Raw genomic sequence first — 23898 nt, 5'->3', positions numbered from 1 at the left:
GAATCGAGGTGGGGCACCCGCCTGGGACAGAGCGGATGAGGAGGCGCGGTGAGCGCAGACGCGGTGGTACTTGGCCTGGGTTATGTGGGTTTGCCGTTGGCCCAGGAGGCGGTGCGTTCGGGGTTGAGCGTGCTGGGCTTCGATGTCAGCGCCAAGGTGGTCGAGGGCCTGAACGCGGGGCGTTCGCACGTGGATGACCTCACTGATGCTGATGTGGCGCAGATGGTGGAGGCAGGTTTTCGGGCCGATACCGATGAGTCGGTGATCGGGCGGGCCCGGACCGCGGTGATCTGCGTGCCGACGCCGTTGTCGGCGGAGGGTGGCCCCGACCTGGGGCCGGTGGTCTCGGCGGGTCAGGCGGTGGGGCGCCAGCTCCGGGCGGGGATGACGGTGATCTTGCAGTCCACCACCTACCCGGGCACCACCGATGAGGTGTTGGTGCCGTTGTTGGAGGAGGGGTCGGGTTTGACGGCCGGGGTGGACTTCCATGTGGCGTTCTCCCCCGAGCGCATCGACCCGGGCAACGCCAAGTTCGGGATGCGGAACACTCCCAAGGTGGTGGGGGGCCTGACCCCGGAGAGCACCGCGGCGGCGGTGGCGTTTTATGAGCGGTTCGTGGACACCGTGGTGCCGGCCAAGGGTCCGCGGGAGGCGGAGATGGCCAAGTTGTTGGAGAACACCTACCGCCATATCAATATCGCGTTGGTCAATGAGATGGCCCGGTTCGCCCACGAGCTCGATATCGATCTGTGGAATGTGATCGATATGGCCAAGACCAAGCCGTTCGGGTTCCAGGCCTTCTATCCCGGCACCGGGGTGGGTGGGCATTGCATCCCGATCGACCCGAACTACCTGTCCTATAACGTGCGGACCCGGCTGGGGTATCCGTTCCGGTTCGTGGAGTTGGCCCAGGAGATCAACGCCACGATGCCCGGTTATGTGGCCCGGCGGGCCCAGGACATCTTGAACGAGGACGCCCTGGCCATGCGCGGGGCCAGCGTGCTGCTGCTCGGGGTGACCTACAAGCCCGACATCGCCGACCAACGCGAATCCCCGGCGGTACCGCTGGCGAAGGCGCTGCAGGCCCAGGGTGCGGTGGTGTCCTTCCACGACCCGAACGTGGTCACCTGGAACGCCAACAGCCAGGCCTTGCAGCGGGTCGGGGACCTGGACGCGGCGGTGGCGCAGGCGGACCTGGTGATCCTGGTGCAGGACCACAGCGAGTATGACGTCGAAGCCCTGGCCAAGGCCTCCAAGCGGTTCTTCGACACCAAGGGCAAGGTCACCGCTCCCGGCGCATACCGCCTCTGAGCCGACGACGGCGTAGCCGGGCCCGGTCGGTGACCGCGCCCGGCGATGCGGTGCTCTGCGCGAGCGCACCCGGCTCGGCGGTGCCGTGCAGAGGGCGCGCTCCGGCCCAGGGGTGTTCAACCGGGCGGCGCCCGGCCGGGCTGTGCTCAGCCGGGCAGCGCCCCGGCGATGACGTCGGCGATGCGCTGACCGGCCTTGCCGTCCCACAGGGGCGGGGTGGGCCATTCGGTCAGCGGTCCGGTGGCCAGGATCTGCTCCACCTTGCCCGCGAGGGTGTCGGTGGTGACCAGTTCGTTGGTGCCGTGGGTGATGGTGACCGGGCGTTCGGTGTTCGGGCGCAGCGTCAGGCACGGCACGCCCAGGATGGTGGTCTCCTCCTGCACGCCCCCGGAGTCGGTGACCACCGCGGCGGCGCCGCGCACCAGGCCCATGAACTCCAGGTACCCCAGCGGCTCCTCCAGCCGGATGCCCGGGTGGTCCAGGATGCCGGCCGCCTCCAGGCGCGGGCGTCCGCGCGGGTGCAGCGGCACCACGATCGGGGCGAGCCCGGCGGCCTGGTGCACCGCCGTGACCAACCGGCGTACGTCGTCGTCGTTGTCCACGTTTCCCGGCCGGTGCAGCGTGCCCACCAGATAGGGCCCCTCCAGGCCGAAGGAGGCCCGGGCGGCGTCGGCGTCGAAGCGGTCCAGGTTGGCCAGCAACGTGTCGATCATCGGGTTGCCCACCAGGTGGATCTTGTCCGGGTGCACCCCCTCGTTGCCCAGGTGCGCGATCGCGTCGGGGCTGGTGGTCAGCAGCAGGTCCGCCAACCGGTCGGTCACGATCCGGTTGATCTCCTCGGGCATGGTCAGGTCGAAACTGCGCAGCCCGGCCTCCACGTGCGCGATGGGGATGCCGAGTTTGGCCGCGACCAGGGCCGCCCCCACGGTGGAGTTCACATCCCCGTAGACCACCACCATCGCGGGCTTGCGCTCGGTGAGCAGGTCCTCCATCGCCACCATGATCGCCGCGGTCTGCTTGGCGTGCGTGCCCGAGCCAACGCCCAGGTTCACATCCGGGGTGGGGATGCCCAGCTGCCGGAAGAACACCTCCGACATCCGCTCGTCGTAGTGCTGGCCGGTGTGCACCAGAAGTTGCTCCACGCCCCGGGATTCCAGGGCTGCCAGCACAGGTGCGGCTTTGGGGAAGTTCGGGCGGGCACCGGTCACATGGATGACCAACGGATTCATCAAGGCCTCAGCAATCGCCGGAGTCAGGTCCCGGCCAGCCTAATGGCGCGGCTACGACGCCGAATCCGCGGCCCGTCCGAACCCCAGGCGCTGCCCCAACCGGAGGCGCTGTCCCAACCGGAGGCGCTGTCCCAACCGGAGGTGCTGCCCCAATCAGAGGCGCTGTCCCAACCGGAGGTGCTGCCCCAATCAGGGGCGCTGTCCCAACCGGAGGTGCTGTCCCAATCAGGGGCGCTGTCCCGACCGGGGCGCTGTCGTAACCCGGGGGCGCTGTCGTAACCCGGCGACCCCTCGGGCCGAAGTACCCGCCAGGCCGGCGGGCAGGCGGCGTCAGAACCCGGCCGGTCCCACGCGCTCGCCCTCGCTGATCGCCGCCTCGCGCCTGTCCGAGCGCTCGGTCACGATCTCCTCACCGGTGCGGTAGCCCTCCACGTCAGCGCGGGCGTCCTCCTGGGCGGAGATGCTCGGTCCGGCAGCACGCAGGTCGGTGAACTGCCCGCTCAGTTCTCCGCGCACCCGGTTGTCGGCTCCCACCGGGGCCGGGTTGTTGTCCGCACCGGTCAGGTCCCCGCGGATGATGTTGCCCGCCACGCTCACCCCGCCGGTGTTGCGCGAGACGGTCAGGTCCGCGCCGAAGTAGTTCACCTCGTCGCACTCGGCCAGCGCGTCCCCGGCGCCCACCTGCACGGCGGTGTTGCCGAGATAGCTCGCGTTGCCGTCCACCTCGCTGGCGCAGATCAGTGCCCCCGCCGCGTTGTCGGCCACGGTCAGCTCCCGGGCGATCGTGGAGTCGATGATGTCGGTGGAGACGGTGCCCTCGGTGCTGACGAATCGGCCCACCCTGGTGGAGTCGAGGTAGACGGCTCCGTCGACGACGTCGATCCGGCCCTCCACGTAGGTGTCCATCGAGTACAGGAAGCCCGGATCATCGTCGCCGGCTCGGCCAACCACATGCCCGCCCACCTGGGAGCCCTCCAGGAACACTCCGTAGGCACCGTTGCTGGCCAGGTTCGCCCCGATGGCGGTGCTCGTCGCGTCGAAGTAGGCGTCGGAGGCCACCACCACCCGGTCGGCGAGGGTGCCGTCGGTGACCACCAGGTTCGCGCCGGACTGCACCCGCACCTGCCCGGTCACGGTGGTGCCCTCCAGGATGCAGGTGCGCCCCGAGGGGACCACGAGGTCACCTGGCACGGTGACCTCGCCGGCGGTGCCCACGCAACGGGTGACCAGATCGGCCGAGGCGGTAGCGGCGGTTGCCACGGCACCGGTAGCCGCCAGCGCCAGCGCTGCGAGCACGGCGGCGGGGCGAGATGACTTACGCACGGTGTCTCCTTGGCAGGCTCACCGACGCGTGGGAGAGCCCAACGATGTCAGGGACTATCCACTGTACGTCTCCAACCTGCCGTGAAGCAATGCCCTGACGTGCGCAAACGCATCTCCACGGGCGCAGCGGCCGGCTTTGTGCTAGCCGCCGGGCCAGGTCCGTGCGGTGCTCACGGGCCGTGCCTGAGGCCGTGCTTCGCGGCATCTGAAGCCAGCACCGGCCCATTGTGACAGGCGCCGATTCCAGGCATCCTCGTTCCGAATTTGGGCCTTGACGAGACCGTTCCGTGGGTCTAACGTACAACCAAATGGTTGCACATCACCAGCAGCGACTGGAACTCAGCGACGACGAGGTGGACCGGATCTTCCAGGCTCTCGCCGATACCACCCGGCGTGACATCGTCCGGCGCACCTTGGTCGAGGAGTTCTCCGTCTCCCGTCTGGCCGCTGAGTACGACATGTCGTTCGCAGCGGTGCAGAAACACGTCACCGTCCTGCAACGGGCAGGACTGGTCACCAAACACTCCAGGGGCCGCGAGCGACTCGTCCGCGGCAATCCCGCCACCATCCGCCGGGCCCAGGCCCTCCTGGACCACTACGCGCAGATCTGGCGCAGCCGCATCGACCGCCTCGACGCGCTGCTGGAGCAGGACTGAGAAACACCTATCGAGGACAGACCGAGGAAGGTCACCAACGATGCCTATCACCACCGTCCACAAGGACACCGAAACCCTGCAGATCACGATCGTCGCGGACTTCACGGTGCCGGTGCAGCGGCTCTGGGACGCGTACGCCGATGCCCGTCAGATCGAGAAGTTCTGGGGACCGGTCACCTGGCCGGCCACCTTCACCCGCCACGATATGGCCCCGGGCGGGTTCTCCCACTACTACATGACCGGACCGGAAGGGGAGCGGTCCGGCGGTTACTGGGAGTTCCTGGCCGTCGATCCGGGACGCTCCTTCGAGGTCCTGGACGGCTTCACCGGCCCGGACGGTAACCCCGATCGGGATATGCCGGCCATGCGCATGGTGTACGAGTTCACCGAGACCGACACCGGGTCCCGATGCACCACCACCACCTACTTCAACTCCGCCGACAACCTTAAGCGGATGCTCACCATGGGCATGGAGGAGGGCATGCGCTCGGCGATGAGCCAGATCGACGACGTGGTGGCCGATCTGGCCTCCTTCTCCGCGGACCTACCGGTTCAGGCCCAGATCCTCTCCGACACCCAGGTGCGCTTCTCCCGGATCATCCGCGGCACACCCCAGCAGGTCTGGGACGCCCATCAGGACCCGGAGTTGCTCAAGCGCTGGATGCTCGGACCGGACGGATGGTCGATGACCTCGTGTGAGGTCGCCACCGAGGTCGGGCAGACCTACCGGTACGCCTGGGCCCCCGATGACGGCAGCAGTCCCGGCTTCGCCCTCACCGGTGAGCTCCTGGAGGCCGAGGAGCCGCACCGGGCGGTGCAGACCGAGGCGATGGAGGGGATGGAGGGCCCGCCCACGTTGAACGAGCAGACCCTCATCCCCGTCACCGGTGGCACCCTGATCACCTTGCTCATCACCTACGACAACGCCGAGATGCGCGACGCCATCCTGGCCACCGGCATGACCGACGGCATGGAGACCAGTTACGCCCGGCTGGAGCGCGCGGTGCTGGCCGCGGCATGAACGCCACCGGGAGCACCGGCACCGGCACTGCCCGCGCCGAGGCGATCCGCACCGACACCACCGGCGTCGAGCAGATCTTCACCGCCCTGCGTGAGGTGAGTTCACCGACCGAGCGGGACAAGGTCGCCCGGCGACTGCCGCCCGACAGCGGGCTGGCGGCCGTCGGGGTCCGGATGCGGGACGTGTTCGACCTGGCCAAGTCCGCCACCGACCTCCCGGTTTCGTCCGTGCCGGATCTACTGGCGTCCCGGTGGTACGAGGTGCGGATGGTGGGCGTGTCCATCCTGGATTTCAAGGCCCGACGGCGGGGCCTGAGCGAGCAGGACCGGCGCGCCCTGTACGAGGTGTACTTGGACAACCACCATCTGCTCACCGCCTGGGACTTCATCGACCGGGCCGCACCGCGGGTGGTGGGGGCCTACTTGGTGGACAGGTCCAGGCAGCCGCTGTTCGACCTCGCCCGCTCGGAGGTGGCGCTGGAGCGCCGCACCGCGATCACCGCGGCGTTCTGGCTGATCGGCTCGGGTGACCTGGAGGACCCGCTGGCGCTGGCCCGGATGCTGGTCGCCGACCCCTCGCCGTGGGTGACCAAGCCGGTCGGCACCGCGCTGCGCCAGGTGGGCACAGTCGATGAGCAGGCTCTGGTGGACTTCCTGAACCGGCACCACCAGGAGATGACCCGCCCGAGCCTGCGGCTGGCCACGAGTAACCTCGACGACGCCACCCGCGCCCAGTTCATCCGCCCCCGCCGCTGACCCCCCGCCGGCGCCTGCCGATCGCTACCTGCCCGAGGTCGCGGCACCTGACCCGCCGCCGCTGAGGTCCCGGCACCTTGGCCGCCGCCGCTGCTGAGGTCGCGGACCTGGCCCGCTGGCCGCGGTCCATCACGCTGAGGTCGCGGCAGTTGGACTGAGTGCACCGGGGAGGTGGTGCGAGTTCGAGGCATATGCCGCGACGTCAGGCAGATGGAGGGTTGGCGCCGGCAGATGGAGGGGCGGCGCGAGTGGTCGTGGTCGGCAGGGGAGGGCCGGCAGCGGAGGGCTGACGGCGACTGCCGGGCTGCGTAGCGCCGCTGCTGAGGTCGCGGCAGTTGGACTGAGTGCACTGACCAGGTGGTGCGATCTCGAGGCAGGTGCCGCGATCTCAACGGCAGGTGGAAGGGCGGCGCGAGCGGGTGGTGGTCGGTAGGGGAGGCCAGACGGCGTCAGCCGGGCTGGGTCGCGACGCTGACGATGCGGTGGGCCGCCACCGTCAACTCGGCCTGCTTCACCACATCGAGCACCCGCACCCGCCCGCCGGCCACGCTCAAGGGGCGCACCCGGCGGTGCTCGGGCGCTCCGGCCGATCCGGCGATCACCAGTTCCACCTGCGTGCCCCCGGCGGCGGCCTGGCGCAGGAGTTCCAAGGCGTACACGGGATCCTGGCTGTGCCCGTTGCCGGCACTGCGATGCGCCCGTTCCTCCCCGGTGCGCATCTGGGCGATCAGTTCGGCCAGTGCACCGGGATCATCGGCAGCGCTGTGCGTCACCGTGCCCGCAGGGACTCCAGCGTGCGTCCCGCCACCGGCTGAGCCCTCCGCAGTAATCCCGCTGCCGCCCCGCGCTCCGCTGCCCGCAGAAATCCCGCTGCCGCCCCGCGCTCCGCTCCTCGCAGGAAGCCCGCTGCCGGCCCGCAACCCGCTGCCGCCCCGCGCTCCGCTGCCCGCAGAAAGCCCAGTGCCCGCCCGCAGCCCCCGGCTGGCCCGCACCTGACGGCTGCCCAGGGCCACCACCTGCCCGTCGGGGCCCTCGGCCAGCGCCGAGTGCCCGGCCGCGCGCAGCGCCTCGATCAACTCCTGCGGCCCCACCTCGGCCACCGCCACCGTGGGCGCCAGCAGCCGCAACCCCAGGTCAGCCAGGCCCTTCTCGCCCACCAGCGCAGTGAGTACCCCGTCCTGCCCGGCGCGCAGGAACGAGGCGGCCCGGCCCACCCGCAACTGCCCGTGGGTGCGGGCGGTGTCATGCACCAGGTACTCCAGCGGCTGGGGCACGCCGGTGCGGGAGAACCGACCCAGGTCGGTCAGTATCTGCTCCGGCAGCCACCCACCGTCCAGGGCCGCACGCACCGAGTCCGGGGTGAACCGCACCGTCATCGCCGAGCCGCGCGACTCGACCTGCGCGGTCGCCTCCAACAGCCGCGCCAGCGCCGGGTCCGGCCGGCCGGGCACGATCCCGGTGAGGTCGCCCTGGATGAACATCTCCTCCACCAGCGGGGGCAGGCCGACGGCGAAGGCTTCGGCTATCGCCGCGGGTGTCGCCTCCGCCGCCAGCAACACCCGGCCGGGCTCACTCAACGCCCCGGCTCCGGTCAGTCCCAGGGCTGCCGCCTCGGCCAGCACCGCGGCCACCGTGGCCTCCGGCGGGGCCGAACGCGGGGTGTGCCAAGCCAGGTGCTCCTGCACGGCCGCGGCGTCCGGGGCGGACCCGGCCGGCCACCGGTCCAACGCCTCCAGTACCCGGCGACGCAGTTGCGGCGCCCAGGAGCGCTGCAGGTCCGGGGCCAGGGCAGCGCGCAGCACGCCCTTGTCGGTCCGGGTGCCCACCAGCCACGGGGTGCGCGCCGACTCCAGCCACGTCCACACCATCTGGGCCCACCGGCCCTGCACCGGGTCGGGCTCGGGCTCCAACCCCACCGCGGTCGGCGCCCAGAACGAGCCGTCCCCACCATGGTGGTGACCCACCAGGCCGAGCATCCCGGCCAGCTCGGCGATCAGCGCCGCGTGTTCCACCTCCGCGCCGAGCATCCCAGCCAGGGCCCGCATGTCCCGCACTCCCACGCCACCGGTGCGCAGGACCGGCGGTGGGTCCTGCGCCCAGGCCCGGGTCAACTGGTCCAGATGTCGCAGCACCGATTCCCCGGCCCGGGCCGCCTCGGCCGCCACCGTCGAGGCACCGCGCGCCGGCGCCTCCGTCAGCGGGGCGGCCGTGGGCACCTCGCGGACCAGCCGGCCCCCGCGCAGGGCCAGCGCCACCTCCCGGGGCAGCACCACCTGGGTCTCGGAGAGCCGGTGCAGGAGTTTGGCGCCCAGCAACCAGTGCACCGGTTCGGGCACGTGCTCGAAGGATCCCACCGCCGGCCCCCACATCAGCGCCGTCAGCATCCGCTTTGCTGGTTCCGGCGCCCCGGTGAGGGCTGCCGTCACGGCGGGCTTCGTCGTCGGCCATCCATCGGCGGCCCGCAGCCCGAGCGCGCGCAGCGGCGGGCCCAGACCCAGCGGAGCCGACGCCAGCGCCTCGCGGGCCCCCTCCACCAGCGAGATCGCCTCTGGGGACCCCAGCGCCAGGGCGCGGTCGAGCAGGCGCGCGGCGCCGTCGTCGGCCTCGAACCCCAGCGCCTCGGTGAGTGCGCGCACCGAGGTGGGGGAGGAGGGCGTGCTCATCACCGCCAGCGTTTCGGCCACGGTCAGGGTGGGGCGGTCCAGTTGCCCCAACGCGTGGGTGACGGAGGCGCGCGAGCCGGCGCGGGTGGCCATCGCGGTGATCGACGACGGCGGTGGGGTGGCCAGATCCGGGCGGGTGCGCAGCAGGTGCGCCAGGGCGTCGTCGTCCCAGCCTCGCAGGGTGCCGGCAAGGTCGGCGCCGGAGGGCACCGTCTCGGGCGTGGCAGGGCGGGAGGTCATCCGCACCATCTTAGTAAGTGTGTGGCTCCGGCTCGCGGCCAGGCAGCGTCAGGGTCGGGCAGTGGTCGGGCAGCGGTCGGGCAGCCTCAGGGTCGGGCAGCGGCCGGGCAGCGGTAGGGGCAGCGGTCGGGCGGCGTCAGGGTCGGGCAGCGGCAGGGCCGGGCAGCGTCAGGGTCGCGCCGACCGCGCCGCCACCGGGCCCCACCGCACCTGCACCCGCGCCCCATTGAGTTCGTCACTGCCTACGCGCGGCGCTACTCTGGGACCATTGAATACCGGCGGGTTCGGTCCTGCCCAGTTACCACAGCACAGAAAGTCAGGGATCCAGGTGCCCACCGGCAAGGTCAAGTTTTTCGATGCTGATCGCGGGTTCGGCTTCATCGCCTCCGACGACGGCCAAGAGGTCTTCCTGCACGCCTCGGCCCTACCGGCCGACGCCGAGACGCCACGCCCGGGCACCCGGGTGGAGTTCGGGGTGGCCGACGGGCGGCGCGGCCTGCAGGCCCTGTCGGTGCAGGTACTGGACTCCGGGCCCTCGGTGGTGCGCGCCAAGCGCCGCCCCGCGGAGGACATGGCCGTGATCGTGGAGGACCTGATCCGCTCCCTGGACCGGGCCGGCGGGCGCCTGCGCGGTGGGCGCTACCCGGAGAAGGCCGAAGCGGCGAACCTGGGCCGACTCCTGAGGGTGGTGGCCGATGAGTTCGACGCGTGAGACCTTCGCCCCCCCGGCCCGCACCGGGTCGGTGCGCAAGCCGAACAAGGACGCCGTCCTGTCCGGCGCCGTGGACCTGGCGAGGGTGGCCGTGGCCAGCGAGGCCGGGACCGACCTGGGTGAGTACCTCGGGTTCGAACTCGAGGGCGAACGGCTGGGCACCCACTACTTCACCACCACTGCGCCCGGGTACGTGGGCTGGCGCTGGTTCGTCACGCTGACCCGCGCCCCGCGTTCCCGTACGCCCGCGGTGGCTGAGGTCGGGCTGCTGCCCGGTGACGGCGCGTTGCTGGCCCCGGAGTGGGTGCCGTGGGCCGACCGGCTGGCCCCGGGGGACCTGAGCGCCACCGACCGGTTGCCCTACGACCCCGACGACGAGCGTCTGGAGCGGGGGTATGTGGCCACCGGGGATCCCGAGGCCGACCGGGTCGCGATCCGCGAGTTGGGCCTGGGCCGGGACCGGGTGATGAACCGCAAGGCCCTCGATGCCGCCGCCACCCGCTGGTACAACGGCCCCGCCGGCCCGGACACCTCCGGGGCCCGCCAGGCCGGAGCGGACTGTGCCTCCTGCGGGTTCATCGTGCCGCTGGCCGGGTCGCTGGGCACCCTGTTCGGGGTGTGCGCGAACGAGTGGTCCCCCGACGACGGCAAGGTGGTCTCCCTAGACCACGGCTGCGGGGCGCACTCGGAGACCGACGTGCGCCGCCAGGGTGGGGAGTGGACCCAGTCCGACCCACACCTGAACGACCTGGAACTGGAAGTGGTCGTCTCGGTCGAGCGCAGCCGCGCCGAAGAAGAGGACGACGACGGCGGCGACGGGCTCGACGGGCGTGAGACCGCCGAGAGTGGTGACGGGCGCGAGACCGCCGAGGATGCTGGCAGCCCGCAGGCCACCCAGGCCAGCCAGACCGACGACGGCGAGGGTGCTGGCAGCACGCAGAGCGCCGAGGCCACCCGGACCGACGACGTTGCGACTGCCGACAGCAGTGTTGACACGGATGCAGGTAGTTCTACTGCGGACAGCAGTGTTGACACCGATGCAGATGGCACGGAGAGTCGCAAGGACGACGTTTAACCTCGGCGGGTGGAACGCCACCGTCGTGCGAACGCCACCGTAGAGCGGACGGCGCTGGCTGAGCAGGCATGATGTGGTTACCGGAGCGTGGATGTGCCCGGGTGGCTCCTGCCGCTCCCGCCGCTCATGCCGCTACTGCTGCAACCGCGTCGCTGCCGCTACTGCCGCATGGTGAAGGTGTAGCCGCCGGCGGATGCTCGGCCCTGGTGATATCTGTGGTCGTGGGCCATCCGATGATGGCGATGACATAGTGGCACCGCGTTATCGAGATCGGTGGGTCCGTGGTGGGACCAGGGGATGGCGTGGTGGAGTTCGCACCAGGCGTAGGGGCGTTGGCAGCCGTCGGCGGCGCAGGTGGTGTGGCGCACGGTCAGGGCGGTGCGTTGGGGTTCGGTGAAGAGTCGTTTGCTGCGCCCCAGGTCGAGTGGGATCGACTTTCCGTTCAGGACGGTTGGGATGAGGCCGGAGTTGCAGGCGAGTTGGCGGGCCTGGGCGGCGGAGATCTTTTCTCCGGTGTCCAGCCCGGCTGCTGCGAGTCGTCCGCGGAGTACGTCTTCATCGAGGGTGACCACGATCGTGGCCGCGGTTTTGGGGCTGAGGTGGTCGGTGGGAAGGTGTTCGATGAGTTCTGCCAGGGCCAGGCCGTGCGTGTTGGCCCAGTCGGTGCGCCGCCCGTGGGCTGCCCGGGCGGGGTTGGGCAGCCCGGACAGGTCCTCCATCGAACTGTCGGTCGCGCCCGTGCCGCGGCGTGCCTCTGCACCCAGTCCCGTGCCCGGTCCGGGGACCGGCTGCGGGCCCGGAGCCGCGCGGGTGCCTGCTGCGGTGGCACCGGGGGCTTTGCTGGTGGCGTCATCGGCACCGAAGAGCGCGTCCTCATCCGCACCGGTGTTGTCGAAGGCCTGACGGCCCGCGCCGGCGTTACCGAACGCCCCGCCACCGCTGCCTGCGTTGCCGGTGCTGTTGTCTGCGGGTCCGTTGGTGCGGCGGGGTGCGGTCATGGTGTGGATGATCTTGCGCAGCAGGTGGCCGTGGAAGACCGGGAGGGTGAAGTGTCCGGTGACGGTGCCGTCGTGGTTGTCCCGCAGGGTCAGACGCGTCTGTGCCCGGGCGCGGGCTTCTTCATCGGCGATTTGGCCCTCTTCGTGCGCGTCGACGGTTTCGCGGTCCTTCTTCAGCGCCTCCAGTTGCCGCCGGGCGCGTTGGCGAAGCGCTGAGGGGGGTATCTGCTTGGCCTTGTCCACCAGGTCCGCTTCGACCCGGTTCCGCTCCGCGGCGGTGAGGCCTTCGGGCAGTTTCTCTCCGGCGCCCACGATGATCTCGGCGTGCTCTGCAGAGATGTCGCCTCCATCCAGGGCCCGCTGGGTGGGGACACGATCGGTGAGCCGGGTGGCGAGCTTGGTCTCTCGGCTGGTCTCTCGCCCGTCGTCGTTGGTGTGCTTGGCCGCCCACGAGGCGGTATCGGCATGACCGGATCTCTGGGCGGTCCTGGCCTGATCGGCGGCGGCGAGGACTTTGAGTTTGTAGGCCCGCACCCGCGACTCGATCCGCTTCAGATCCACCAGCAACTGTCCCTGCCCTGCAGCGTTCAACCCACGCGGGTCCAACCCCACCAACCCGTCCAGCGCGGCATAGACCTCCTGGGTGGGGGAGATGCGCGGGAGCGGGTGGACTGCCATAAACCCACACTACCTAGAACGGGCGTTCGAGTCAATGGTTCGAACCAAACTCTTTCACATTGCACAGATTCGATTCGATCATGGCCAGATTCGATGGAGCCCTGCCCGTTCGTTGTGTTCCGGACCGGTCGAAGCCAGGCCCGACGACGACGGCGGCGCCCGGCCGTTCAGGTCGCCGACCCGACCTCCTTGGCCAGCAGCGCCACGTGCAGGGCGGTGCGGGTCTCGGCATCGGCCAGGTCCACGCCGAGGATGCGTTCCATCCTGCGCAGCCGGGCGTACAGGGCCTGTCGGCTCAGGTGCAGGGCCCGGGCCAGGGGGGCGATGGCCCCGCCGGCCTCGAGGTAGCGGCGCAGCACGGTGACCAGGCCGGTGTCGTGCTGGTCGTCGTGGATGAGTAGTGGGGCGAGTTGGCGCTCGGCGAAGGCGGTGAGGCGTTCGTCGCCACCCAGCAGCATCAGCAGCCCGCGGATCCCGATGTCGGCGATGCGGTGGTACGCCTTGCGGTGCTCGGCCGGGATCAGCGCGGCGGCGCGGGCGATGTAGGCGGCTTCGGGCAGGTCTGCCCCGGCCTGGGAGATGCTGTGCCGCTCCGGCGTGACGCCCACCACCGCGCCCTGCCGGACGCCGCCAGGGGTGACCGAGGTGCGCCCCAGCGCTGCCGCGAACGTCTCCAGCGCCGTCTCCGGGCTCGTCCTTCCTGGCAGCGCTACCAATACCCCGACCAGGTCCTCATCCAGCGGGCTGACCAACGCGGATAGCTGCGCCTGGGCGATAGCGCGCGAGACCGCCTCGGCCAGGGCCTGCTCCGACCGCGGGCCGGCGAGCGGGTCGGCGCGGTGGTTGCCGAGCGGGTCGGCACCGTGGTCGCTGAGCGCGTCCGCACCCGGTGAGTCCGCCCCGGCGCGTCTGCCTGAGGACGCCCCCACCCCGGACGCTCCCACCCCAGCCCCGGCCGCCCCCGCCCCGGCCACCCCCGCCCCGGACACCCCACTCCCGGACACCCCAGCCCCAGCCGCCCCCGCCCCCGCCCCAGCACCCCCGTCGTCGGTCCGCCCCCGCGCCACGCACAGCGCCAGGTAACGCTGCGCCCGCACCAGGCCGAACGCCTCGGCGGCCGCGCGCACGTCCTCATCGGGCGCGCGGGCACCGGTGTCGGCGAACCCGGCGAGGAAACGCTGCAGGGCCCGGGAGCGCAGCGAGGCCGCATCGCGTTCCATCAACCGCGCCACCGCCAACGCCTGCGCGGCCCGTTCCACCAGCATCCGCGCCGCCGACGGGGGCACCACCGGCTTGCCCACCAGCACCAACCGCCCCCAGTCGCCCTGGGTGCCGCCCACGCCGGTCACCAGCCACCCGTGTTCGGGCACCTCGTGGGTGCCGCCCACCCGGTCCACCAGCCGGGAGCGGGCCGACCAGTCGGTCAGCACCTGCGCATCGGCCCGGGTGTAGGCGATCACCTCGTGGGCCAGGTTCTCCAGCACCACCGCGCTGCCGGCCATCTGCGCGGTGCGCTCGATGATCTCCTGGGCGTCGGCGCCGGCGACGGCCACCTGGGTGAAGACCTCATGCACCTGCCGGGTGAAGGTGAGCAGTTCGTGCTGATCGTCCACGATCCGGGCATGCACCGCTTCGGTGATGGTGACGAACTTGACCGTGCGGTGCAGCGCCACCATCGGCAGCGCCGCCGCACTGGCCTCATCGACCATCACCTGGGGCACCGAGGCGAAGCGCCGCCCCAGTTCCACCACCAGCGCCGCCGCCCCGGCCGTGGCCAACCCGCGGATGTACTCGCGCTGGCGCGCCGGGTCATCGGGCAGGGCCACCAGGGTGGTGAGCAGCAACTCCCCACCGGAGAGCAAGGCCGCCGGGTCATCGCCTTCGAACACGTGCACCCACCGCACCGGCCGGTCCAACTGGTCCGCACCGGTGAGCAGCCGGGGGATCCCGGTCTGCACGGCGGGGGAGTCCAGCACCTGGCGCACCGTGATCGACATTGACACAGTGTATGGAACTTCCCGGCCAAACGAACAGTATGTACCTACCGCCGGGGCCGGTTCTGGCGGAGACTGGCACTATGACCACCACCGACACCACCACTGCCGCCTCCACGACCGCCAGCACGCCCGTGTCCCACTGGGTGAACGGGCAGCCCTACGCCGGCAACGCCGAGCGCAGCGCCGAGGTGTTCAACCCCGCCACCGGCCAGGTCTCCTCCCGCGTGGCCCTGGCCGGCGCCGAGGACGTCGAGCACGCCGTGGCCGCCGCCACGGCCGCCTTCCCCGCCTGGCGGGACACGTCCCTGGCCAAGCGCACGGCCATCCTGTTCACGTTCCGGGAACTGCTGAACGCCCGCAAGCACGAACTGGCCGAGATCATCACCGCCGAGCACGGCAAGGTGCTCTCCGACGCCCTGGGTGAGATCACCCGTGGCCAGGAAGTGGTCGAGTTCGCCTGCGGCATCGCCGACCTGGTCAAGGGCGGGATGACGGAGAACGCCTCCACCAACGTGGACGTGTACTCGGTGAACCACCCGCTGGGCCCGGTGGCGATCATCTCCCCGTTCAACTTCCCCGCCATGGTGCCGATGTGGTTCTTCCCCCTGGCCCTGGCCACCGGCAACACCGTGGTGCTCAAGCCCAGTGAGAAGGACCCGAGCGCCTCGTTGTGGCTGGCCGAACTGCTCGGCGAAGCGGGTCTGCCCGACGGGGTCTTCAACGTGGTCCAGGGCGACAAGGTCGCCGTGGACTCCCTGCTCACCCACTCCGACATCAAGGCCGTCTCCTTCGTCGGCTCCACCCCGATCGCCCGGTACGTCTACGAGACCGCCACCGCAGCGGGCAAGCGGGTGCAGGCTCTGGGCGGGGCGAAGAACCACATGCTGGTGCTGCCCGACGCCGACCTGGACCTGGCCGCGGACGCTGCGGTCAACGCCGGGTTCGGTTCCGCAGGGGAGCGGTGCATGGCCATCTCGGCCCTGGTGGCCGTGGGCCCGGTGGGCGATGAGCTGGTCGCCAAGATCACCGAACGGATGAACAACCTCACCGTGGGCGATGGCCGCCGCAACTGCGACATGGGCCCCCTGGTCACCAAGGACCACCGGGACAAGGTGGCCTCCTACATCGACGCCGGGGAACGTGACGGCGCCGTGGTGGTGGCCGACGGACGCACCGTCACCCCCAACGGCGACGAGGCCGGCTTCTGGCTCGGCCCCACCCTGCTGGACCAGGTCACCCCGGGCATGAGCGTGTACACCGATGAGATCTTCGGTCCGGTGCTCTCGGTGCTGCGCGCCGACACCTACGAAGAGGGCCTGGAACTCATCAACTCCAACCCCTACGGCAACGGCACCGCCATCTTCACCAACGACGGCGGCGCCGCCCGGCGGTTCCGCGACGAGGTGCAGGTCGGCATGGTCGGGGTGAACGTGCCGATCCCGGTGCCGGTGGCCTACTACTCCTTCGGCGGCTGGAAGTCCTCCCTGTTCGGGGACGCCCACGCCTACGGGCATCATGGGGTCAGTTTCTACACCCGCACCAAGGTGGTCACCGAACGCTGGCTGGACCCCAGCCACGGCGGCATCAACCTCGGCTTCCCCCAGAACGACTGAGACGAAGGCACCTCATGACCACCACTGAGACGGCACGCACAGCGGACACCCAGCGCACCTACGACCTGGACCGGTCGCACGTGTTCCACTCCTGGTCCGCCCAGGGCGCCCTGGACCCGATGGTCATCACCCGGGCGCAGGGCTCCTACGTCTGGGATGACCAGGGGAAGAAGTACCTGGACTTCTCCTCCCAGATGGTCAACGTCAACATCGGCCACCAGCACCCCGCGGTGGTCCAGGCCATCAAGGACCAGGCCGACAGGATCTGCACCATCGCCCCCGCCCACGCCAACGACGCCCGCTCCGAGGCCGCCCGCCTCATCGCCGAGCGCGCCCCGGAAGGCCTGGAGAAGGTGTTCTTCACTTCCGGCGGGGCCGAGGCGGTGGAGAACGCGGTGCGGATGGCCCGCCTGCACACCGGCCGGAACAAGGTGCTGTCCACCTACCGCAGTTACCACGGCGCCACCTCGGCGGCGATCAACCTCACCGGTGACCCGCGCCGCTGGGCGAACGAGTTCGGCAACGCCGGGTACGTGCACTTCTTCGGCCCGTTCCTGTACCGCTCCCCGTTCCACTCCGAGACCCAGGAGCAGGAGACCGAGCGCGCCCTGGCCCACCTGGAGCAGACCATCGCGTTCGAGGGCCCGGGCACCATCGCCGCGATCGTCCTGGAGACGGTGCCGGGAACCGCCGGCATTATGCCCCCGCCCCCGGGCTACCTGGCCGGGGTGCGCGAACTGTGCGACCGGCACGGCATCGTCTACATCGCCGATGAGGTGATGAGCGGGTTCGGCCGCACCGGCAAGTGGTTCGCTTTCGAGCACTATGACGTGGTGCCGGACCTGATCACCTTCGCCAAGGGTGTCAACTCCGGTTACGTGCCCCTGGGCGGGGTGGTGCTCAACAACGAGATCGCCGCCACCTTCGATGAGCGCGTCTACCCCGGCGGCCTGACCTACTCCGGCCACCCGCTGGCGTGCGCCGCAGCGGTTGGTGCGATCACCGCGATGACCGACGAGGGCGTGATCGAGAACGCCGCCACCCTGGGTGAGCAGGTGGTGGGCCCGCGCCTGGCCACAATGGCCGAGAACCACCCGGTGATCGGGGAGGTGCGCGGCCTGGGCATGTTCTGGGCCCTGGACCTGGTGATCGACCGCGACACCCGGGAGCCGCTGGCCCCCTACGGCGGCACCAGCGCGGCGATGGGTGAACTCATCGGCGCGGCGAAGAAGTCCGGTCTGCTGGTTTTCAGCAACTATCACCGCATCCACGTGGTGCCCCCGTGCACCGTGACCGAGGCGGAACTGACGCAGGGCCTGGACATCCTCGATGAGGTGCTGCACGTCGCCGATGCGCACACCACCGCTGGTTCCAACCAGCGGTAAGGCAACAACGGACGACGACGACGCCCGGCGGTAGTCGCAGAACTCACCGCTGGGCGGTGGTCATCTCTGCGCCCGTCGAGGGGTTCCCAGTCGTGATCCACGTGGGGGAGTCCCCGAAACACAGTGACGCGGTGCAACTCGGCTTGAGGAAACCCCGTTCGTTGGCGTGCATTTCGCTCGCGGATCGCGTTTCGCGCGAACTGCATCGGGTGGATGAGTGAGTCGCGTTCGGGCCCACCCGGATCGAAGGCGTCGCGCGCTGTCAGGTGAACGTTCTGGTAGTCGATCACCACGGATGCTCGCAGCACTGCTCCTCCATGAAAAAAATCCCCGCCAATCCGTAGACGGCGGGGAGCAAGGCTTCAGTGTGTCCCATAGCGCAACGCGAGTCAAGTTGAGGAGCGCCAAGATGGATCCGAGTGCAGGACTGAGTTTATACCAAGGGGCCTCATCCTTCGACTGTCCTCGCCACCCACGGTGAGCAGGTAATCAACCCTCGTCTAGCCTCGATGACCGAGAACCACCCCGGTTCCAACCAGCGGTAAGGCAACAACGGACGACGACGACGCCCGGCGGTGGTTGCAGAACTCACCGCCGGGCGGTGGTCGTCACGTGCTGCAAGAGGGAGAGGTAGTGCTCGGCGAGGTCCTCCTCGCGGGCGTGCATGGCGAGCCACTGCGCGCCGCTGCCCCCGATATCGAGCAGGCTGCGGTCCTGCTCGAGGGTGCGCCACAGCCCGGCGAGGGCCTCCACATCCCCGGGTGGCACGACGTGCCCGGCGCCGGCGTCAGTGAGGATCTGCGCCGGTTCACCGGCCAACGCCCCGGTGACGTGCCGGCCTGTGCCGATCACCTCCAGGAGTTTCGAGGGCACCGTCCAGGCCATCGGCTCCCAGGGCCGCAGGCTCACCAGCACCGTGTCGGCCCAGGTGTACTGCGTGGCGGTTTCAGCGGGGGAGACCGGGTCCAGGAACGTCACCGGTGCCTGGAGTTGGTCAGCCAACTCCCGGATCTCGGGACGCAGCGCCCCATCGCCCACGATGCGCATCTGCACGCCCACACCCTGCTGCCGTAGCAGCGCGGCGGCTCGCACGGCGGTTGCCAAGTCCTGGGATCGGCCCACGGTGCCCAGGTAGAGGACGCGTAACGGACCTTCGTGGTCGATACGCGCCGGCACCTGCTGCTGGTTGGTGCCGGTGCGGATCACGTGTACCGGCGGCATGCCGCGATCGCGGAGGCGTTGGGCGAAGGCCTCCGACGTGGTGACCAGCGCGGTGGCCCGGCGCTGCGCCCACGTCACCACATGGTGAGCCGCGGTGGCGAGCAGACCGCTGAGTGAACTGGATTCGTCGTCCTGCCATTGGCGCCGGTAGGAGATCAGGTCCGGCCAAGCATCGCGCATCTCCACCACCACCGGCACGCCCAGCAACCGCCCGAGGACAGCACCGGCGAGGACTGTGGGCAGACTGGGGGCGGTCGCCACGATCACGTCCGGGCGGTGCCGGCTGAATCTGGTCAGGCCGACTCGGACGGTGTCCACTGCGGCGATGACTTGGTCCAGTCCGCGGGTACGCACCGTCTTGTCATAGGGCAGATACCGCACGCGGTGCACCACCTCCCCCCAGGCACCGGCTGAGCGGGTGCCCGGGCGAAGGGCGGCGTGTTCGGCGCGCACGTAGCCGTGCGGGTAGTGCGGGGGAGTGGTGATCACGTTCATTCGGACGCCGCGGTTGCGCAGATGCGGCACCAGCGCGGACCAGCGCCGCTGCGGGGCGCCGACCTCCGGCGGGTAGTAGTGGCTCAGCAGCAGCAGGCGCATCAGGGTGCCGCCTTCCGCCACGGCACTGGCGCCGCGGCCCACACCGGCAGCCGCAGGTACGCTCCGGCCACGGCGAGGATAAGTACCGCGGTGACCACCTGCAACGCCACCGGGGCGCCCAGGAGCATCGGCAGGGTCAGCACGCACATCGCGGCGGCCACGGTGCTCACGGTGCCGGCGACCCGCGGGTGGGACCAGCCGGCGGTGATCAGGCGCTGGTAGATGTGCAGTTTGTGCGGTTCGTACCAGCGTTCCCCGGCCCGGATCCGCAACTGCAGGGTGTAGGCGGTGTCCAGCAGGTACACCAGGAAGGGAGCCAGTAGCGGGGCGAGAGGTACCCCGTTGCCTGCCAGCACCAGCGCGGCAGCGGTGAGCGCGGCGCCGATCGCGTAACTGCCCACGTCCCCGAGGAAGATCTTGGGCGCCACCGCGTTGAACGGCAAGAACCCCAACGCGGCGCCGGCCAAGGAGGCGCTGAACAGTGCGGTGGTGGGGCTGTCGGCAGACAGTGCCAGGATCGCGAACCAGAGTCCGGTGACCACGGTGTGGGTAGAGACCAGGCCGTTGGCGCCGTCCATGAAGTTGGTGACGTTGACCGCCACCAGCAGCGCACCGGCGGCGAACAACGCCCACACCGGGCTCCAGCCGGTGAGGATCGTTCCCACCAGGGCCACCAGGAATCCCAGCACCACCTGGATCGCGAACCGGAACCTGGCGCTGAGGGAGGTGAGATCGTCGTTGAAGCCGAGCGCGCCGTACAACACCGTGCTCGCCAACAGCCAGGCCGCCCCCATGGCGTGATAGCCCGACCCCAGGGTCGCCCCGACCAGCATCCCGATCCCGAGGGCCACCAGCACGGCGAGTCCGCCCCCACGAGCAACGGGCTGGTGGTGTAGTGATCGGGCGACGGGAGCATCAACCACACCGAAGTGGTGCAGAACCCGGATCAGCACCCAGGTCAGGCCGGCACCGGCGAGCGCTGCGCCGGCGCCACCGGCCAGCACGCCTATCAAGTTTCGGTCCCCACCCGCTTCAACCACGCGAGCACGTCCTCGGCCGGCAGCAGCCCTGTCCGGCTGCGCAACTCGGCCAGATCGGTCAACTGCCGCGGCTGCAGGGGAGGAACCTGCACGTGCGTGATCAGTTCGTGGTGGGGGCGTTCATCGGATTCGACGGAGCCCAGGCGGCTCTCCCGGAGTTTCTCGCCGGGGCGCACCCCGGTGTAGACCACATCGACGTTGACTGCACCGTTGAGTTCGGCGTACCGGCGCGCGATAGTCTCCACGTGCACAGCATCGCCCATGTCCAGCACCAGGGCCTGGCCTGGGCCGCCGATCGTGGCTGCCTGCAGCACCAACTGGCAAGCCTCGTTGATGGACATGAAGTACCGGTACATGCGTGGATCGGTGATGGTCAGGGGCCGGTTGGTGGCGACCTGGGCGCTCCAGGTGCGCAGCGCGGAGCCGCGGGACCCCAGCACGTTGCCGAAGCGCACGGAGATGTAGTGCTTGCCCGACCCGTTGGCTACCCCGGACACCAAGCGTTCGGCGGCACGTTTGGAGTAGCCGAGCACGCTGATCGGGTCGGCGGCCTTGTCGGTGGAGATGTGCACGAACCGGGCGACGTCGTGCCGGAGGCACGCGCGGGCGAGGTCGTAGGTGACGTGCACATTCGCGGACAGTGCCTCGTAGGGGAACCGCTCAAGGAGAGGCAGGTGCTTGAGCGCGGCAGCGTGGAACACCACATCGGGCTGGATGGTGGCGATCAACTCATCGACGATGCCCGGTACGCGCAGGTCGCACAGGACCACGTCCTCCGAATCCAGGAGCGCCGTGCCCTCGATGGACAGTTGCGTGGTGTGCAGGCCGGACTCATCGCGGTCGGTCAACACCAACCGCCCGGGGGCGAACTGGGAGATTTCCCGCGCCAACTGGGATCCGATCGAACCCCCTGCGCCGGTGACCAGCACCACCTTGCCGTCCAGGTACGCCGAGATCGCATGGAGGTCGGTGTCGACCGGGTTGCGACCGATGAGGTCCTCGAGGCTCACCTTGCGGAACATCGCCTGTGTGGTGAGGTGGTGTTCCCGTCGCGCTTCTTCCGGAGCCACCGTCATCAGGGCCGAGGTGGAGGGCATGGTACGGAACTGCAAACCGGCCTCACGGGCGGCCCGCGAGGTGCGCAGCACCACCTCGCTGCTCGCGCTCGGGATGGCCAGCAGCGCGGTATCGGCGTTGGTGCGCTCGGCGACCTTGGCCAGGTCGTCCAGTGTGCCCATCACGCGCACTCCACCGATCCGCAGGAACCGCTTGTGCGGGTCATCATCGAGCAGCGCAACCGGGACGTAGTGGTTGTTCCGGTCGGTCTGCATCATCTCGATGGCCAGCGCCCCACCCTCTCCGGCTCCGAGGATCAAGGTGCGCGGGCCGTTGGGTTTGCGGGTCTGGTTGCTGCCTTGGCGAAGGGCGAAGAAGCGCACCGCAGCCATGAGACCGACTGCACCGGTGAAGGAGAACAGCGCCACCGAGAGCGGGATAGGCCGAGACGGGAGTAGGACTGTGTAGATCGTCAGCGCGATCGCGATGAAGCCACCGATCATCGCCAACGTGACGATCTCGTCGCGAGAGCCGTACCGGTACTGGCCGCGGTAAACCAGTACTGCACCCAGCGATGTCTGGATCACCACGGCAATGAGGACGGCCCACATGAGGCCTCCCGCACGCACGGGCACATCCGCCAGGTCGAACCGCGCGAGCGTGAACGCGGTAAGAATCACCACCCAGCACAGCACATCCAAAGATGCGCGGAGCACCCAGTCGGCGCGGCTGGAGCGCTGGTGGCGGGGAGTGATCCCTCGGCCAGCGTCAGCGCGCCCAGCGTCGACTGGGGATGGTGGTACGGGCGGCCTACTCACACAGTCACTCCCCAAAGACCCCCTTGCAACCGGGCAACTAACCTCCTCAGCGTACCGAGGGAACTTGCCATCAGGTAGAACCCCCGCTGTTTGGCACCCCCGGCGCTACCTGAGCAGTGTCGCTAGTTGGAGTTGGAGTTGGAGCTAGCGACCATCTGCTCGATCGTGCGGGTGATGCCCAGGTAGGCCTGGTCGACGTAATGGTAGGCGGCAGGGCCCCACTTGTGCGCGGAGTCCGAGATGGCGTCCTTGCCGATCACGTGCGTGCGCACACCGGCATCCTTGAACACCTGGTAGTAGCGAGCGAATGCCTTGTTCCAGTGCCGCGCCGGCTTGTTCCACCACTTGTTGGCCGGAGTGCCCACGTCGGTTCGACTGGCGAAGGTGGCTTCGATGAGCAGCGTGCGCTCGATTAGCCCGGTCTGGCGCAGCAGCCCGATGAAGGCCGACGCAGCGGGCAGCCAGAGCGCGAAGTGCTCGTTGGACCCAAACGGGATCATGGGCGATGCATCCGGAAAGTGCTGGAGCAACTTGGAGTCTAGCAATTCTTGGGAGCGGGTGACATAGACGCCGCCTCCCAACCGGACAACTCCCAGCCGCTCGTCAACCAAGTCCAGCACCAAAAGGTCGATATCCGTGGCTTGCTGCGGCAACGTCGTCCGCATCGAACTTGCGAAGTCGCTCACCACCATTCGGCGCTGGAAGGCGGACTCGAGTCCTGGGACCTCGGTTAGATCCAACGAGGGCGCCGCAGCGCTGATTAGCGATTGCCGCGCGGTATACTCCTTGAGCATGTAATCGGACCTCAGGTACTCGTACATATCGCGGGAGACGCAACTACCGTATAGGAGTGTGCGATGCGAGGTTGTAGGCAAGTCGTCTCCCTCCTTCTACACCGGTGAAGCGCAAGAGAACGCTAACCTGTTTATGCTTGCAGAGATATGATGTCGGGACCACCGGTCTTGCAACACGGCTAAGCGACGAGGAGATGGTTCGGTGCAAAGGAAGCGCTGGACGCCGCGCTCCCCGTTTCGGACAGAGCCGGTGACTTGGACCACCTTGCCGCTGGGGTCTCACGGCCGGGTGCAGGGTCGCGCGCAACTCTCAACTTGGAAAGCAGCCACCGAGCACGGCATTTCGCCTTCACAGGCGTTCCGTTCGCAGACACGTGCCTCAGGGCTGGTGCGAAACATACGCCGTGCTCAGGGCTTACACGAGGCGGTTCTTGCGGGGATTGGCATGAGCCTTTCTGGCAGCGCGTCGAGGCCTCCGAGCGGGACCGATGACTAGAGTAGGTATCGACTTATCGCCGTTAAACTCGGAGCAGACGGAAGTTTGCTCCCGGTGTGGTCAAGCGATACCTGGAGTGTGCGAGGCGCAGAGTTTTGCGTTACTGGCACGGAGCGTTGCTGGCTGGATGGCACGATGATCCAAAAGGAGCGAAGGCAGTTGAACAGGCACCGTTCCGGAGGAAGCCTATTCCACGAGACGGTGGTGGGTCATGTGATGA

General features: G+C 69.5%; 18 protein-coding genes. 9 read left to right on the top strand and 9 right to left on the bottom strand.

Annotation, left to right across the window (positions count from 1 at the left end; translation table 11 throughout):
• Positions 1–48: 48 nt before the first annotated feature.
• Positions 49–1311 carry a nucleotide sugar dehydrogenase gene (locus ACPL7H_RS17205; RefSeq protein ID WP_424798012.1) on the top strand — a complete coding sequence of 421 codons (1263 nt, stop codon included), beginning with the start codon at positions 49–51 and terminating at the stop codon, positions 1309–1311.
• Between the two features lie 146 nt (positions 1312–1457).
• Here the strand turns inward: ACPL7H_RS17205 and wecB are convergent, their stop codons facing one another.
• Complete coding sequence (gene wecB / locus ACPL7H_RS17200; protein WP_424798011.1) at positions 1458–2540, bottom strand: non-hydrolyzing UDP-N-acetylglucosamine 2-epimerase; 1083 nt, start codon at positions 2538–2540, stop codon at positions 1458–1460.
• A gap of 42 nt (positions 2541–2582) precedes the next feature.
• On the opposite strand from wecB, the gene ACPL7H_RS17195 reads away from it, so the two are divergent.
• Complete coding sequence (locus ACPL7H_RS17195) at positions 2583–2819, top strand: hypothetical protein (RefSeq protein WP_424798010.1); 237 nt, start codon at positions 2583–2585, stop codon at positions 2817–2819.
• Between the two features lie 51 nt (positions 2820–2870).
• On the opposite strand, the gene ACPL7H_RS17190 is transcribed toward ACPL7H_RS17195, so the two are convergent.
• Positions 2871–3863 (bottom strand): hypothetical protein, encoded by a 993-nt coding sequence (locus ACPL7H_RS17190; RefSeq protein WP_424798009.1) that lies wholly within the window; start codon positions 3861–3863, stop codon positions 2871–2873.
• Between the two features lie 308 nt (positions 3864–4171).
• Here ACPL7H_RS17190 and ACPL7H_RS17185 point away from each other — a divergent pair, with 308 nt between their 5' ends.
• Genes ACPL7H_RS17185 through ACPL7H_RS17175 form a run of 3 tightly spaced genes read left to right on the top strand, consistent with a single transcriptional unit; the run spans position 4172 to position 6295 of the window.
• The gene (locus ACPL7H_RS17185; protein WP_424798008.1) at positions 4172–4519 is read left to right on the top strand and encodes an ArsR/SmtB family transcription factor; all 348 of its coding nucleotides are present in this window, start codon (positions 4172–4174) and stop codon (positions 4517–4519) included.
• Between the two features lie 40 nt (positions 4520–4559).
• A complete protein-coding gene (locus ACPL7H_RS17180) occupies positions 4560–5540 on the top strand; it encodes an SRPBCC family protein (RefSeq protein WP_424798007.1) in 981 nt (326 codons plus the stop codon).
• The gene (locus ACPL7H_RS17175; protein WP_424798006.1) at positions 5537–6295 is read left to right on the top strand and encodes a DNA alkylation repair protein; all 759 of its coding nucleotides are present in this window, start codon (positions 5537–5539) and stop codon (positions 6293–6295) included. Before ACPL7H_RS17180 ends, ACPL7H_RS17175 begins: the two co-directional genes overlap by 4 nt.
• 449 nt (positions 6296–6744) lie before the next feature.
• Here the strand turns inward: ACPL7H_RS17175 and ACPL7H_RS17170 are convergent, their stop codons facing one another.
• Entirely contained in the window at positions 6745–9198 is a 2454-nt protein-coding gene (locus ACPL7H_RS17170) for a helicase-associated domain-containing protein (RefSeq protein ID WP_424798005.1), read from the bottom strand.
• A 328-nt stretch (positions 9199–9526) separates the two neighbouring features.
• Between ACPL7H_RS17170 and ACPL7H_RS17165 the strand changes: the two genes are divergently transcribed.
• A complete protein-coding gene (locus tag ACPL7H_RS17165; protein ID WP_424798004.1) occupies positions 9527–9910 on the top strand; it encodes a cold-shock protein in 384 nt (127 codons plus the stop codon).
• Positions 9894–10985: a DUF3027 domain-containing protein gene (locus tag ACPL7H_RS17160; RefSeq protein ID WP_424798003.1), complete on the top strand. Its 1092-nt coding sequence runs from the start codon at positions 9894–9896 to the stop codon at positions 10983–10985. Before ACPL7H_RS17165 ends, ACPL7H_RS17160 begins: the two co-directional genes overlap by 17 nt.
• Before the next feature lie 158 nt (positions 10986–11143).
• Here ACPL7H_RS17160 and ACPL7H_RS17155 read toward each other — a convergent pair whose 3' ends face one another.
• Together ACPL7H_RS17155 and ACPL7H_RS17150 are read right to left on the bottom strand one after the other, a co-directional pair.
• Positions 11144–12661: an HNH endonuclease signature motif containing protein gene (locus ACPL7H_RS17155; RefSeq protein WP_424798002.1), complete on the bottom strand. Its 1518-nt coding sequence runs from the start codon at positions 12659–12661 to the stop codon at positions 11144–11146.
• A gap of 167 nt (positions 12662–12828) precedes the next feature.
• A complete protein-coding gene (locus ACPL7H_RS17150; RefSeq protein ID WP_424798001.1) occupies positions 12829–14658 on the bottom strand; it encodes a PucR family transcriptional regulator in 1830 nt (609 codons plus the stop codon).
• 80 nt (positions 14659–14738) lie between these two features.
• On the opposite strand from ACPL7H_RS17150, the gene ACPL7H_RS17145 reads away from it, so the two are divergent.
• Positions 14739–16271, top strand: coding sequence for a CoA-acylating methylmalonate-semialdehyde dehydrogenase (locus ACPL7H_RS17145; protein ID WP_424798000.1), 1533 nt, complete (start codon positions 14739–14741; stop codon positions 16269–16271).
• A 14-nt stretch (positions 16272–16285) separates the two neighbouring features.
• Complete coding sequence (locus tag ACPL7H_RS17140; RefSeq protein WP_424797999.1) at positions 16286–17656, top strand: aspartate aminotransferase family protein; 1371 nt, start codon at positions 16286–16288, stop codon at positions 17654–17656.
• Positions 17657–18244: 588 nt separating this feature from the next.
• Here the strand turns inward: ACPL7H_RS17140 and ACPL7H_RS17135 are convergent.
• From ACPL7H_RS17135 to ACPL7H_RS17120, 4 genes are all read right to left on the bottom strand, one after another.
• Positions 18245–19474 carry a glycosyltransferase family 4 protein gene (locus ACPL7H_RS17135; RefSeq protein WP_424797998.1) on the bottom strand — a complete coding sequence of 410 codons (1230 nt, stop codon included), beginning with the start codon at positions 19472–19474 and terminating at the stop codon, positions 18245–18247.
• Positions 19474–20514: a UDP-phosphate glycosyltransferase gene (locus tag ACPL7H_RS17130; protein ID WP_424797997.1), complete on the bottom strand. Its 1041-nt coding sequence runs from the start codon at positions 20512–20514 to the stop codon at positions 19474–19476. The genes ACPL7H_RS17135 and ACPL7H_RS17130 overlap by 1 nt, the downstream gene beginning before the upstream one ends.
• Positions 20484–22181, bottom strand: coding sequence for a polysaccharide biosynthesis protein (locus ACPL7H_RS17125; RefSeq protein WP_424797996.1), 1698 nt, complete (start codon positions 22179–22181; stop codon positions 20484–20486). Before ACPL7H_RS17125 ends, ACPL7H_RS17130 begins: the two co-directional genes overlap by 31 nt.
• 329 nt (positions 22182–22510) lie before the next feature.
• Positions 22511–23263: a DUF6270 domain-containing protein gene (locus tag ACPL7H_RS17120; protein WP_424797995.1), complete on the bottom strand. Its 753-nt coding sequence runs from the start codon at positions 23261–23263 to the stop codon at positions 22511–22513.
• Between the last annotated feature and the right edge of the window lie 635 nt (positions 23264–23898).

This window comes from Pseudactinotalea sp. Z1732, assembly GCF_049724975.1.
GTDB lineage: Bacteria > Actinomycetota > Actinomycetes > Actinomycetales > Beutenbergiaceae > CALKWS01.
This window is presented reverse-complemented; position numbering and strand designations above follow the sequence as displayed.

What these genes read in the sequence shown, in the direction of transcription:
- wecB (WP_424798011.1), bottom strand. Translation starts at nt 2,540, where the DNA reads ATGAATCCGTTGGTCATCCATGTGACCGGTGCCCGCCCGAACTTCCCC.
- ACPL7H_RS17195 (WP_424798010.1), top strand. Translation starts at nt 2,583, where the DNA reads ATGGCGCGGCTACGACGCCGAATCCGCGGCCCGTCCGAACCCCAGGCG.
- ACPL7H_RS17185 (WP_424798008.1), top strand. Translation starts at nt 4,172, where the DNA reads ATGGTTGCACATCACCAGCAGCGACTGGAACTCAGCGACGACGAGGTG.
- ACPL7H_RS17180 (WP_424798007.1), top strand. Translation starts at nt 4,560, where the DNA reads ATGCCTATCACCACCGTCCACAAGGACACCGAAACCCTGCAGATCACG.
- ACPL7H_RS17175 (WP_424798006.1), top strand. Translation starts at nt 5,537, where the DNA reads ATGAACGCCACCGGGAGCACCGGCACCGGCACTGCCCGCGCCGAGGCG.
- ACPL7H_RS17170 (WP_424798005.1), bottom strand. Translation starts at nt 9,198, where the DNA reads ATGACCTCCCGCCCTGCCACGCCCGAGACGGTGCCCTCCGGCGCCGAC.
- ACPL7H_RS17160 (WP_424798003.1), top strand. Translation starts at nt 9,894, where the DNA reads ATGAGTTCGACGCGTGAGACCTTCGCCCCCCCGGCCCGCACCGGGTCG.
- ACPL7H_RS17155 (WP_424798002.1), bottom strand. Translation starts at nt 12,661, where the DNA reads ATGGCAGTCCACCCGCTCCCGCGCATCTCCCCCACCCAGGAGGTCTAT.
- ACPL7H_RS17150 (WP_424798001.1), bottom strand. Translation starts at nt 14,658, where the DNA reads ATGTCGATCACGGTGCGCCAGGTGCTGGACTCCCCCGCCGTGCAGACC.
- ACPL7H_RS17145 (WP_424798000.1), top strand. Translation starts at nt 14,739, where the DNA reads ATGACCACCACCGACACCACCACTGCCGCCTCCACGACCGCCAGCACG.
- ACPL7H_RS17140 (WP_424797999.1), top strand. Translation starts at nt 16,286, where the DNA reads ATGACCACCACTGAGACGGCACGCACAGCGGACACCCAGCGCACCTAC.
- ACPL7H_RS17135 (WP_424797998.1), bottom strand. Translation starts at nt 19,474, where the DNA reads ATGCGCCTGCTGCTGCTGAGCCACTACTACCCGCCGGAGGTCGGCGCC.
- ACPL7H_RS17125 (WP_424797996.1), bottom strand. Translation starts at nt 22,181, where the DNA reads ATGTGGGCCGTCCTCATTGCCGTGGTGATCCAGACATCGCTGGGTGCA.